The following is a 12,067-nucleotide window of genomic DNA, read 5'->3' as shown; positions in this document are numbered from 1 at the left end:
ACATGGCTAAAGCTGTCGAAACGCTCGCTACGGCCTGATCCATTTCAACCCGGGAGGACGACTGTGACTCAATCTGGAACAATCCGCGCCGGCATGGGCGGCTGGACCTTCGAGCCCTGGGACAAGTCTTTCTACCCCGACAAGTTGTCCAAGGCGAAGCAACTGCACTACGCGACCCGGCAGGTGCCGAGCATCGAGGTCAACGGCACCTTTTATTCGAGCTTCAAGGAGCCGACCTTCGTCAAATGGGCAAACGAGGCGCCGGACGGTTTTGTCTATTCGCTGAAAGGCAACCGTTTCGTCACCAACCGCCGCGTCCTCGGTGAGGCCGGCGAGTCGATGACGCGTTTCCTGGGATCGGGCGTCGCCGCGCTCGGCGACAAGCTCGGGCCGATCCTGTGGCAGTTCGCGCCAACCAAAAAATTCGACCCGGACGATTTCGAGGCTTTCCTCAAGCTGTTGCCTGAAAAGCAGGACGGCGTTGCGCTGCGCCATGCGGTCGAGGTGCGCAACGACAGCTTCGTCGTGCCGGAATTCGCCGCCCTGGCGCGCCAATACAAGGTCGCGATCGTCTACGCCGACCACACCAAATATCCAGCGATCGCCGACGTCACCGGCGATTTCATTTATGCCCGGCTGCAGACCGGCAGCGACGACAATCCCGATTGCTACACGCCAACTGCGCTCGACGAATGGGCGGCCCGGGCGAAGAACTGGGCGCAGGGCAAGGCGCCGGCCGACCTGCCGTGCGCCGATCCCTCAACCGAAGCACCGGTCAAACCGCGTGATGTGTTCGTCTACTTCATTACCGAAGGCAAGGCCCGCGCGCCGTTCGGCGCCATGGCGCTGATGAAGCGCGTCACAGGCTGACGTTGGCGGCACAGCGCATCCACCCCTTCGGTCATGCCGCCACCACGACTTCGTTGTAGGCATCGAGATCGACGAAGAACACCTTGGTGAGCTCCGCGATCAGTTGGTCGTGGTCGTATCCTTGCGATTTCAAAATATCGATGGCGGTCATGATGTCGACGCGCTCGGTAAGGCGTCGTTTCTGGTAGTCCTCGACGTAACGTTCCATCGGCTGCCCTGGCCCAAGTGCCCCAAATGCGTTTGAACAACGATCAGATCGCAGGAGGAGGCTGCTTGCACGAAACGTGCCGGCTGAGCCTGCGCCTGATCTGTCGACGTGACTGATACGGAAAGCGGCCGACTCAACAAGGCCAAGTAAAGCCTAGCACGCAATCTTCAGCGCGCCAGAGTTGCACCCGGTGTCGTTGAAGAAAAACTGAGCAGATATCGCGACTTCGTCATCCTTGGGCGCAGCGACGCGAAGCGGAGCGAAGACCCAAGGATCCATGCCGTAACTTCAGAGCGTCGCGACGGGGCAGAATCCAGGATACTGTACGCTGGAAAACGGCTTCTGTTCTTGACCGCTGCACTCTTTGGCTGACTGCACGGCATGGATCCTGGGGTGTGCGCCGCGTCGCCTTGCTCCTTGCTTCGCCCCAGGATGACGATGGGATGAACCTTACACCGTAAGAAATTTCCTCACATCCGCCCGGTCGAGATCCTCGGCCGGGCCGGTGTGGACGATCAGGCCGCGGTCCATGATGTTGACCTCGTCGGCCAATTCCCGGCAGAAATCGAGATACTGTTCGACCAGCAGCACGGCGATATCGGCCTGGTCGCGCAGATAGCGGATGGCGCGGCCGATATCCTTGATGATCGACGGCTGGATGCCCTCGGTCGGCTCGTCGAGCACCAGCAGTTTCGGCCGCATCACCAGTGCCCTGCCAATGGCAAGCTGCTGCTGCTGGCCGCCGGAAAGGTCGCCGCCCCTGCGGCCGAGCATCTGCTTCAGCACCGGGAACAATTCGAAGACGTGGCCGGGGATGTTGCGGTCGGCGCGCTTCAATGGCGCAAAGCCCGATTCGAGGTTTTCCCGCACGGTGAGCAGCGGGAAGATCTCCCTGCCCTGCGGCACGAATGCGATGCCCGACCGGGCGCGATCATACGCCGCGCTCCGGTCGAGCGCCTTCCCCTCGAAGGCAACGCTTCCGCTCGTCAGCCGGTGGTGGCCGACGATCGATCTCATCAAACTGGTTTTGCCGACGCCGTTGCGGCCGAGCACGCAGGTGATCTTGCCGGCGCCGGCCTTCAGCGAGACGCCACGCAGCGCCTGGGCGGCGCCGTAGTGCAGCGTGGCGTTGGAGACTTCGAGCATGGTCAGCGCCTTCTCCAGCGCCTGAAGAACGAAAGATCGAAATGATGGAACGGAACGCGCCAGACCATGATCATCTCCCCAGATAGACTTCGACGACACGTTCGTCGGCCGAAACGAAATCGAGCGAGCCTTCGGAAAGCACCGAGCCTTCGTGCAGGCAGGTGACCTTGGCGCCGAGCTCGCGCACGAAATGCATGTCGTGCTCGACGACGATGACCGAGTGGTCGCGGGCAATATCCCTGAGCAGCCGCGCGGTCTCCTCGGTCTCGGCGTCGGTCATGCCGGCGACCGGTTCGTCGACCAAAAGCAGTTTCGGATCCTGCGCCAAAAGCATGCCGATCTCGAGCCATTGCTTCTGGCCGTGGCTGAGATTGGCGGCGAGCTCGTCGCGCTTGTCACCGAGCCGGATGATGCCGAGGATGTCGTCGATCCGCCGCGCCTCCGCAGCCGAGCGGCGATGGAACAGTGCCGGGAAGATCGAGCGTGGGCCCTTCAGCGCCAGCATCAGGTTGTCCTCGATCGTGTGGCTTTCGAAGACCGTCGGCTTCTGGAATTTCCTGCCGATGCCCATCATGGCGATCTCGGCCTCGTCATGTTTCGTCAGGTCGACCTGCCCATCGAAGTAAACCTCGCCCGCGTCGGGGCGCGTCTTGCCGGTGACGATGTCCATCATCGTGGTCTTGCCGGCGCCGTTGGGACCGATGATCGCCCGCATCTCGCCCTTGTCGAGCACCAGCGACAAATTGTTGATGGCGCGAAAGCCGTCGAAGGAAACCGAGACGCCGTCGAGATAGAGGATGGTGTTGCTCTTCGACATTGCTCACTCCGCCGGCTGCGGTTCGGGGCCGGGTGCGGACCAGTCGCCAGGCGTTCTCGCAGCCGAGCGAACGATCTTCGGCGGTGGCGGGACGTCAGGGTCGGTGCCGGCCTCCTCGGCAATCGAGGCTGCGCGCAGCGCCCTGGCATTGCCGCGCCAGGAATCCCACATGCCGACAATGCCCTTTGGCAGGAACAGCGTGACGGCGACGAACAGTCCGCCCAGCGCAAACAGCCAGAACGCCGGCAGCACGCCGGTGAACCAGGATTTGCCGGCATTGACCACGAGCGCGCCGATGATCGGCCCGACGATGGTGCCGCGCCCGCCGACGGCCGTCCATACCACGACCTCGATCGAATTGGACGGCTCGAACTCGCCCGGATTGATGATGCCGACCTGCGGCACGTAGAGCGCGCCGGCAATGCCGGCCATGACAGCCGACACGGTGAAGGCGAACAGTTTGACGTTTTCCGCGCGCCAGCCGAGAAAGCGCGTGCGGCTCTCGGCGTCGCGCACCGCCATCAGCAGCTTGCCGTATTTGGAACCGACGATCGCCCAGGTGACGAAGACGGCGAGCGCCAGCGTGATGGCGCTGACCGCGAACAATGCCGAGCGTGTCGCATCGGCCTGCACGTTATAGCCGAGAATATCCTTGAAATCGGTCAAGCCGTTGTTGCCGCCGAAACCCATGTCGTTGCGGAAAAACGCAAGCAGCAGCGCATAGGTCATCGCCTGGGTGATGATCGACAGATAGACGCCGGTGACGCGGCTGCGGAAGGCGAACCAGCCGAAGACGAAGGCGAGCAGGCCAGGCACCGCAAGAACCATGATCGCGGCAAACCAGAATTGGTCGAAACCGTACCAGAACCACGGCAATTCCCCATAATTCAGGAACACCATGAAGTCCGGCAGCAGCGGATTGCCGTAGACGCCGCGCGAGCCGATCTGGCGCATCAGATACATGCCCATCGCATAGCCGCCGAGCGCGAAGAAGGCGCCGTGGCCGAGCGAAAGGATGCCGCAATAGCCCCAGACGAGATCGAGCGCCAGGGCGAGCAGCGCATAGCAGAGATACTTGCCGGTGAGCGCGACGACATAGGACGGCACGTAGAACGCACTCGTCGGCGAGACCGCAAGATTGAGCAGCGGCACGATGATGGCGACCGCCAAAAGGATGAAGATTGTGATGGCGATGCGGCGGTCGGCACCGGCGGCGAAGAAGCGTCCCGTGATCATGCTTCCACCGACCTGCCCTTCAGCGCGAACAGGCCGCGCGGGCGTTTCTGGATGAACAGGATGATGAGGACCAGCACGACGATCTTGCCGAGGACCGCCCCGGCATAGGGTTCGAGGAACTTGTTGACGATGCCGAGCGAGAAGGCACCGACCAGTGTGCCCCAGAGATTGCCGACGCCGCCGAAGACGACGACCATGAAGCTGTCGATGATATAGCCGCGGCCGAGATTGGGCGAGACATTGTCGATCTGGCTGAGCGCGACACCGGCGATGCCGGCAATGCCGGATCCCAAGGCAAAGGTCAGCGCGTCGACCCACGGCGTCCTGATGCCCATCGAAGCGGCCATGCGGCGATTGGCGGTGACGGCGCGCATCTGCAGGCCCCAGGAGGTGCGCTTCATCACATAAAGCAGCACCGCGAACACGCCGAGCGCGAATGCCAGTATCCAGAGCCGGTTCCAGGTCACCGCAAGCTGGCCGATATAGAACGAACCCGACATCCACGACGGATTGCCGACCTCCTGGTTGGTCGGCCCGAAGATGGTGCGCACGGCCTGCTGCAGGATCAGCGAGACACCCCATGTCGCCAACAGCGTCTCCAGCGGCCGGCCGTAGAGAAAACGGATCACGCCCCGCTCGATGACGAGGCCGACGAGCGCCGCGACCGAGAAGGCGAGCGGCAGCGCGATAACCAGCGACCAGTCGAACAGGCCGGGAAAGGAGGTTCGGATCACCTCCTGCACGACAAAGGTCGTGTAGGCGCCGAGCATCACCATTTCGCCATGCGCCATGTTGATGACGCCCATGACGCCAAAGGTGATGGCGAGGCCGATCGCCGCCAGCAACAGCACCGATCCGAGCGAAATGCCGTACCAGATGTTCTGGCCCGCATCCCACAGCGCCAGCGTCGAATTGATGTTGGCGATCGCCGCCGTCGCCGCGTCCTTGACCGCGCCTTCCGAATTGGCCTCGACGGCGGTGAGCAGGGACAGGGCGTTGCGATCGCCGCGCCCGCCAATCAGGGCGACCGCCGCCAGTTTGTCGGTCTCCGGCCTGTCGGACACCAGAACCGATGCGGCGCGGGCCTGTTCGAGCAGCGCTTTGACGCTTGCCACGCTCTCGCTGGCGATTGCGGCATCGAGCGGCTCGATGTTTGTCGCGTCGGGCGTCCTAAACATGGTGTCGGCGGCGGCAATGCGCGCGGCCGGATCATTTGCGCCGAGCGTCAGCGTGCCCAGCGCATCGCGGATGGCGCGGCGCAGCGTGTTGTTGACCTTGATCTTGGTGATCTCGCTTTTGGCCGCGTCGCCGGATTTTTCACCGCTCAGCGGGTCGAGCAGCTCAACGCTGCCGCCAGCTGCCTTGCCGATGAAAACCAGCGAATCGGCCTTGCGGACGTAAAGATCGCCCTCGGCAAGCGCGCCAAGCGGACGTTCGACGGCAGTATCACCGGTGGCCGCCAGCTCGCGCACGACAGCTTCGGTGGCCGAGAAATTCGAGGCAGTGGCAAATTTGGCAATGATGGCGCGCAGATCCGCTTCGGCAGCGTTCGACGGCGACAGCATCCCCAGGAGGAGCAGCAGCGTCAGGCCGATCACGCGGGTGAGGATCATCGATTTCTTGCGATTCTTGAGTGAAACTTCGCGTCCGGGCGGACTGGAGGAGAGGTCGAGCTCGCCCGGACGCGTCGCGGTCCCGGTCGTGGAGAAATCCACGACCGTCAGACCCGGGAGGATCAGTTGGTTCCCTTGCCGCCGCACTTGCCGGTGGCGACATTAAAATTGCCGCAGGACAGAGGCGCGCGCCAATCGGAGATCAGGTCCTTCGAATCGGCCAGATAGTCGGACCACTCGTCGCCCATCACCAGGCCAGACGTCTGCGAGACGGTCTCGAACTGGCCATCGGCCTGGATTTCGCCGATCAGCACCGGCTTGGTGATGTGATGGTTCGGCATCATGGTCGAATAACCACCGGTCAGGTTCGGCACCGAGACGCCGATCACGGCGTCGATGACCTTGTCAGGATCGGTGGTGCCGGCCTTCTCGACCGCCTTCACCCACATGTTGAAGCCAACATAATGGGCTTCCATCGGGTCGTTGGTGGTGCGCTTGTCGCTCTTGATGAACTTGTGCCAGTCGGCGATGAACTTGGCGTTCTCGGGCGTATCGATGCTCTGAAAATAGTTCCAGGCGGCGAGATGACCGACGAGCGGCGCGGTATCGAGACCGGCAAGCTCTTCCTCGCCGACCGAGAAGGCCATGACCGGGATATCCTCGGCCTTGATGCCCTGGTTGCCAAGCTCCTTGTAGAACGGCACGTTGGCGTCGCCGTTGACCGTCGAGACGACGGCGGTCTTCTTGCCGGCGGAGCCGAACTTCTTGATCGCCGCGACCTCGGTCTGCCAATCCGAGAAGCCGAACGGCGTGTAGTTGACCATGATGTCTTCGGCAGCGACGCCCTTGGCTTTCAGATAGGCTTCGAGGATCTTGTTGGTGGTGCGCGGATAGACGTAGTCGGTGCCTTCAAGCACCCAGCGCTTCACCGAACCGCCGTCCTCGCTCATCAGATAGTCGACAGCCGGAATTGCCTGCTGGTTCGGCGCCGCGCCGGTGTAGAACACGTTGCGCTCGCTCTCCTCGCCCTCATACTGGACGGGGTAGAACAGGATGTTGTCGAGTTCGCTGAACACCGGCAGCACCGACTTGCGCGACACCGAGGTCCAGCACCCGAACACCGCCGCGACCTTGTCCTTGGAGATCAGCTCGCGCGCCTTTTCGGCGAACAGCGGCCAGTTCGAAGCCGGATCGACGACGACCGCTTCGAGTTTCTTGCCGAGCAGGCCGCCCTTTGCATTCTGCTCTTCGATGAGCATCAGCATGGCGTCCTTCAGCGTCGTCTCCGAAATCGCCATGGTCCCCGACAGCGAGTGGAGGATACCCACCTTGATCGTGTCGTCAGCCGCCCTGGCCGGGACGCTCATCAGCAGGCCGGCCGTGACCGCGCCTGCCGAAAACATTTTTGTTATTGTCGAGAAACTGCCCCGCATATTTCAAAACTCCCTGACTGGTTGATCGCATCGCGAACAGACCAGGCAACGGCTGTGCCAACCGCAGGGGCAAAATCAAGGGGGCCTGGATTTCTCAGCCCTATCAGCCGGTTAATATATTAGCCGCGAAAGATAAGCGCCGCTGCCAGTGCTCTGCTTGAGAAAAAGCCCCCCGCCATCGCCCAATTTTTGATCACTCGCGAATTAATGCATGAATTTTGAGCAAAAGACGACGAACCGTTGCGGCGCTGCAGGAAAATGGGGCAAGATTGGTCTTCAAAAGAGCGACCGCATGACCTCCAGGATTTCTCGCATTTTCAGCACCATGCTTCTGGTTGCGGCAACCGGCAGCGCCCGCGCCGACTTCACCGATGGCAAATTGCCGGACGGCACCTATCACTGCGAAGTCTATCTGCTTGGCATGTTCCTCAGCCTTGGCGACATCACCGTCAAGGGCAATGTCTATAGCGGCCCGGTGAGCTTCGGAACCGGCCGACAGGGCTACAACTATCAGATGAATGCAAATGGCGAGATCACCTGGTTGGGCCCGTTGGGCGGCTACACGACCGGCGGCAACTCGATCTCGCTCACGCAAGCCACCCTGGACGGCCAAACCAGCCCGTCCTTCGACATCATCATGAAGCAGCCTGACGGCGCCTTCACCGCCTCGACCTGCACGAAGCGTTGAACGGCCGACAAGAAGAGGCGCGAAACCTTGTGAGGTTCCGCGCCAGCAGCAGTCGGGAGGCTATGGCTAAATGCTTTTGGCCGACATTTGTCCGGCAATGTACTCAGCCTGACGGATCGCCAGCGACACGATCGTCAATGTCGGATTTTCAGCCCCGCCCGTGGTGAACTGGCTACCGTCCGACACGAACAGGTTCTTGATATCGTGCGCCTGGCCATGCTTGTTGACGACGCCGTCGGCCGCCTTCTCGCTCATCCGATTGGTGCCGAGATTGTGAGTCGACGGATAGGGTGGCGTCGGGAAGGTCCGCGTCGCCCCGACCGCCTCGTAGAGCGCCGAGCCCTGTTTGTAGGCGTGGTTGCGCATCGCCGTGTCGTTGGCATGGTCGTCGAAATGGACGTCCGCCACCGGCATGCCGTGCGCGTCCTTGATATCGGCATGCAGCGTGATGCGGTTTTCCTGGCGCGGCATGTCCTCGCCGACGATCCACATGCCGGCCATGTGGTCGTAGTGGTCGAGCGCCGTGGTGAAGGAACGCCCCCAGCCGCCGGGATTGAGGAAGGCGGCCATGAACGGCAGGCCGAGCGACAGCGTCTCGAGCTCATAGCCGCCGACGAAGCCGCGCGAGGGATCGTTGCGGGCTTCGTCGCGGATGATACCGGCCATGGTGGTGCCGCGATACATATGCACCGGCTTGTCGAAGATGCCGTAGACCGAGCCCGTGGTGTGGCGCATGTAGTTCTTGCCGACCTGCCCCGACGAATTGGCAAGGCCGTCGGGAAACTGGCTCGATGCCGAATTGAGCAGCAGCCGCGGGCTCTCGATCGAATTTCCGGCGACGGCGACGATGCGGGCCTTCTGTTCCCTCAGTCTGCCGTCCTTGTCGGCATAGACGACGCCGGTTACCTTGCCTGATGCATCGTGGTTGATCTTGATGGCCATGGCATTCGGCCTGACCTCGAGATGGCCGGTCGCCTCGCCCTTGGGAATTTCGCTGTAGAGCGTCGACCATTTGGCGCCCCATTTGCAGCCCTGGAAGCAGAAGCCGGTCTGCTGGCAGGCATTGCGGTCGTCGCGCGGCTCGGAATTGATTGCCATCCGGCCGGTGTGGCACTCCTTGTAGCCGAGCTTGTCGGCGCCGGCCTTCATCACCTTGAAGTTGTTGTTGCCGGGAAGGCCCGGGATGTTGTTGGTGAGCGTCACGCCGAGCTTGTCTTCGGCCTTTGCGTAGTAGGGCTCGAGCTCGGCAAGCGTGATCGGCCAGTCGAGCAGGTTCGCGCCTTCCAGTTTTCCGTAGGTCGAAAGCGTTTTGAATTCGTGCTCCTGAAAGCGCAGCGAGGCACCCGCCCAGTGCGTGGTCGAGCCGCCGACCGCCTTGACGATCCATGCCGGCAGGTTGGGGAAATCCTTCGCCACCCGCCAGTCGCCCGAGGTCGTGCGCTTGTCGGTCCAGGCGAGTTGGGCGAATGAACCCCACTCGTCATTGATGAAATCCTCGTATTCGTGACGGGCGCCCGCCTCCAGCATGACGACATCGATGCCCTTCTGCGCAAGTTCGTTGCCGAGCGTGCCGCCTCCGGCGCCCGAGCCGATGATGACGACCACGCCGTCGTTGTTGAGATCAAATGGTGCTGCCAAGGTTTCCTCCCATTGATGTCTGTGTGCGGTTGCGACGACGGGGCTCAGAGCCACTCGATGTCGTCGAACCCGCGCGCCATGTAGCCGCCCTTGGAGTAGGACTCGCCCTCGTAGCCGAAGATCGGCCAGACCTCCTTCTGGTTGTAGAGGCTGACGACAAGCCCGCCGCGGACGGCCTGGAAGAACGGCGTGTCCTCGATATCCCTGAGCACCGCAACGCGCTGCTCCTCCCAGCCGAGACCGGTGTAGCCGTCCTTGCCCGATTTCAGATCGAGATCGGCGATGCCCTTTTCGACAAGGTCCTTGTGGGCAGGGTCCTTGCCGGCCTGCTCATCATGTGCCTTGACGGCGATTGCGTAATATTTGTCAGGCACTTGGTCGTGCGGGTAGATGTCGCGCGCCATCTGGATCAGGGTCGCCATGGTTTCGGGCTTGAGCGCGGATGTTTCGAGACCCCAGGCATGTTCCGGGCTGATGACGGCACTGCCTGAAATGACCAGCAGCGCGCCGACTCCGCCGCGCTTCAGTAGCTCGCGGCGCGATAGAACTGGCTTCGTTTCATGGACCGGCTTGCTCTCATAAATTGTGACCAATTGTTCCTCCCTTGCTTGCTGTCTGCACCCGAAGGTGCCTTGGCTGGCGCCGCGCTGGCCGGCGCGGCCGTCGTATCTCCTATTTGAACCGGCCCTGACGCTGCAGGACCTCGATCTTGTAGCCATCGGGATCCTCGATGAAGAAGAAGCGTGCGAGCACCGCTCCGTCGCGGTTGAACTCGACGATCTTCTTCGGGTTCAGGCCAAGCGCGCCGAGCCGGTCATGCTCGCTGTCCAGATCGGCGACCGAAACCGCGAGGTGGCCGTAGCCGTCGCCGAGCGTATAAGGCTCCTGGCGGCCCTTGTTGACGGTGAGCTCGACCTCGAGCTCCGCCTCGGCATTGCTCAGATAAACGAGCGTAAAGGTTTCGAAATCGAGCCGTTCGGCGACGTCCAGTCCAAACGCTTTCCGGTAGAAGTCGACGGACCGGGCCTCGTCGAGAACCCGGATCATGGTGTGGATCGCCTTCGCCAAATGACACTCCGTGCGGTAAGCGCGATGTGCGCGTCGGCGTGATTATGCGCGGGTTGCGGCAAACGTGGTGGCAGCCAATTACCACGCGCTAATCTAACGACGGGGAAAACCGCCTAAGGACGAAAGTCCGATTGCTGTTTTCCGCTTTCCAGCCGAAGATAATTGGCCACGACAGGCACTGCCAAAGGCGCGAATCACTGCTGATGGCGCCCAAAATCAATAAGAACGGCCAGATCAATAAGAACGGGAGGTACCGATGTGCAGGGTTTTTGCCGGGCAGGATCCGGACGGCTACCGGCAGATCAACCGGTCGATTCGTATCGACGGGCATTCGACCAGCATCCAGCTCGAGGCGACGTTCTGGGCATTGCTCGACGAGATCGCCGACAGCCAGGGCCTGACGACGCCGAAATTCATCTCGAAGCTTTATGACGAGGCCATCGAGATCAATGGCCAGATTCCGAACTTCGCCTCGATGCTGCGCACGACCTGTGCTCTCTATCTGCGCGGCCATCGGCCCGGCATCGAAGAACACACGGCGCCGAAGCGGCAAGCAGCTTAACTTTCGATCGCGACATCGAGCGCCAGACGGGTCATATCGGTGAAAAGCGCCTGGCGCTCGGAATAATCGGTCTGCTCGCCGGTCACCACATTGTCGACGACAGTCAGGATCGACAAGGCCCTGGCGCCGAAATGCGCGGCGATGCAATAGAGCGCGCTGGTCTCCATATCCACGGCCAGCGCCCCCTGTGCCTGCGCTTCGGCGAAGCGGTCGCGCCCCTTGGGATGATAGAATATGTCGCTGCAGATGGTCAGCCCGGCCTGATGTTCGATGCCGATTTCGGCAGCCCGGGCCAGGGCTTGGGAAACCAGCTCCGGATCGGGTCCGGCATCAGCACCATAAAGCCCAAAAACCTGGCCGCTCTCGCCACTTTCACCCCGCACCGCTTGCGAGATCACCAAACTGCGCAATTTGACCGCGGCAGTCAGGGCACCACAGGTGCCGGTGCGGATCAGTGTCCTCACGCCATGGAAGTCCAGCAATTCGTGCGCGTAGATCAGGAATGACGAGACGCCGATGCCGGTGGACTGGATGCTGACGGGCTCGCCGTGAAACAGGCCGGTAAAACCGAGGGCGTGCCTTCGACGGTTGACGCAGCGCGGCGCCTCGAGAAAGGTTTCCGCCATCCATTCGGCACGCTGTGGATCGCCCGGCAACAGCACTGTTGCCGCATAATCACCCTTGCCTGCCTCGTTGTGCGGCGTCACGGCATGCTCCCCCAAAACCCGCCGTCTGTTTGGCCCCATAATCATGGCAGCCTCACGCCATTTCGCAAGTGCGAATTAGTG

General features: G+C 62.0%; 13 protein-coding genes. 3 read left to right on the top strand and 10 right to left on the bottom strand.

What is annotated here, in order from left to right; translation table 11 throughout:
• The first annotated feature begins 63 nt into the window (after positions 1–63).
• Positions 64–870, top strand: coding sequence for a DUF72 domain-containing protein (locus AC0L2C_RS08270; RefSeq protein WP_473523150.1), 807 nt, complete (start codon positions 64–66; stop codon positions 868–870).
• A gap of 31 nt (positions 871–901) precedes the next feature.
• Here AC0L2C_RS08270 and AC0L2C_RS08265 read toward each other — a convergent pair whose 3' ends face one another.
• The 6 genes from AC0L2C_RS08265 to urtA all read right to left on the bottom strand — a co-directional run bounded on the left by AC0L2C_RS08265 (position 902) and on the right by urtA (position 7,323).
• Positions 902–1,078: a hypothetical protein gene (locus AC0L2C_RS08265; protein ID WP_128183072.1), complete on the bottom strand. Its 177-nt coding sequence runs from the start codon at positions 1,076–1,078 to the stop codon at positions 902–904.
• 450 nt (positions 1,079–1,528) lie between these two features.
• A complete protein-coding gene (gene urtE / locus AC0L2C_RS08260) occupies positions 1,529–2,224 on the bottom strand; it encodes an urea ABC transporter ATP-binding subunit UrtE (protein ID WP_091593695.1) in 696 nt (231 codons plus the stop codon).
• A 70-nt stretch (positions 2,225–2,294) separates the two neighbouring features.
• Positions 2,295–3,041 carry an urea ABC transporter ATP-binding protein UrtD gene (gene urtD / locus AC0L2C_RS08255; protein WP_287174296.1) on the bottom strand — a complete coding sequence of 249 codons (747 nt, stop codon included), beginning with the start codon at positions 3,039–3,041 and terminating at the stop codon, positions 2,295–2,297.
• 3 nt (positions 3,042–3,044) lie between these two features.
• Entirely contained in the window at positions 3,045–4,277 is a 1,233-nt protein-coding gene (gene urtC / locus AC0L2C_RS08250) for an urea ABC transporter permease subunit UrtC (protein WP_473523149.1), read from the bottom strand.
• Positions 4,274–5,890 carry an urea ABC transporter permease subunit UrtB gene (gene urtB / locus AC0L2C_RS08245; protein ID WP_473523213.1) on the bottom strand — a complete coding sequence of 539 codons (1,617 nt, stop codon included), beginning with the start codon at positions 5,888–5,890 and terminating at the stop codon, positions 4,274–4,276. Before urtB ends, urtC begins: the two co-directional genes overlap by 4 nt.
• Positions 5,891–6,012: 122 nt before the next feature.
• On the bottom strand, positions 6,013–7,323 hold the full coding sequence (gene urtA / locus AC0L2C_RS08240; protein WP_128183080.1) for an urea ABC transporter substrate-binding protein: 1,311 nt from the start codon (positions 7,321–7,323) through the stop codon (positions 6,013–6,015).
• A gap of 292 nt (positions 7,324–7,615) precedes the next feature.
• On the opposite strand from urtA, the gene AC0L2C_RS08235 reads away from it, so the two are divergent.
• Positions 7,616–8,011 carry a hypothetical protein gene (locus AC0L2C_RS08235; RefSeq protein WP_287222166.1) on the top strand — a complete coding sequence of 132 codons (396 nt, stop codon included), beginning with the start codon at positions 7,616–7,618 and terminating at the stop codon, positions 8,009–8,011.
• 66 nt (positions 8,012–8,077) lie between these two features.
• On the opposite strand, the gene AC0L2C_RS08230 is transcribed toward AC0L2C_RS08235, so the two are convergent.
• The 3 genes from AC0L2C_RS08230 to AC0L2C_RS08220 all read right to left on the bottom strand — a co-directional run bounded on the left by AC0L2C_RS08230 (position 8,078) and on the right by AC0L2C_RS08220 (position 10,717).
• On the bottom strand, positions 8,078–9,649 hold the full coding sequence (locus AC0L2C_RS08230) for a GMC family oxidoreductase (protein ID WP_236374224.1): 1,572 nt from the start codon (positions 9,647–9,649) through the stop codon (positions 8,078–8,080).
• Positions 9,650–9,693: 44 nt separating this feature from the next.
• Complete coding sequence (locus tag AC0L2C_RS08225) at positions 9,694–10,242, bottom strand: gluconate 2-dehydrogenase subunit 3 family protein (RefSeq protein WP_128244853.1); 549 nt, start codon at positions 10,240–10,242, stop codon at positions 9,694–9,696.
• 79 nt (positions 10,243–10,321) lie between these two features.
• Positions 10,322–10,717: a VOC family protein gene (locus AC0L2C_RS08220; protein ID WP_473523148.1), complete on the bottom strand. Its 396-nt coding sequence runs from the start codon at positions 10,715–10,717 to the stop codon at positions 10,322–10,324.
• Positions 10,718–10,973: 256 nt separating this feature from the next.
• On the opposite strand from AC0L2C_RS08220, the gene AC0L2C_RS08215 reads away from it, so the two are divergent.
• Entirely contained in the window at positions 10,974–11,279 is a 306-nt protein-coding gene (locus AC0L2C_RS08215) for a ribbon-helix-helix domain-containing protein (RefSeq protein WP_027151971.1), read from the top strand.
• On the opposite strand, the gene AC0L2C_RS08210 is transcribed toward AC0L2C_RS08215, so the two are convergent.
• Entirely contained in the window at positions 11,276–11,986 is a 711-nt protein-coding gene (locus AC0L2C_RS08210) for a purine-nucleoside phosphorylase (RefSeq protein ID WP_473523147.1), read from the bottom strand. The two genes, AC0L2C_RS08215 and AC0L2C_RS08210, sit on opposite strands and share 4 nt — an antisense overlap.
• Positions 11,987–12,067: the final 81 nt, after the last annotated feature.

The organism is Mesorhizobium sp. WSM4845 (assembly GCF_055811455.1).
This window is presented reverse-complemented; position numbering and strand designations above follow the sequence as displayed.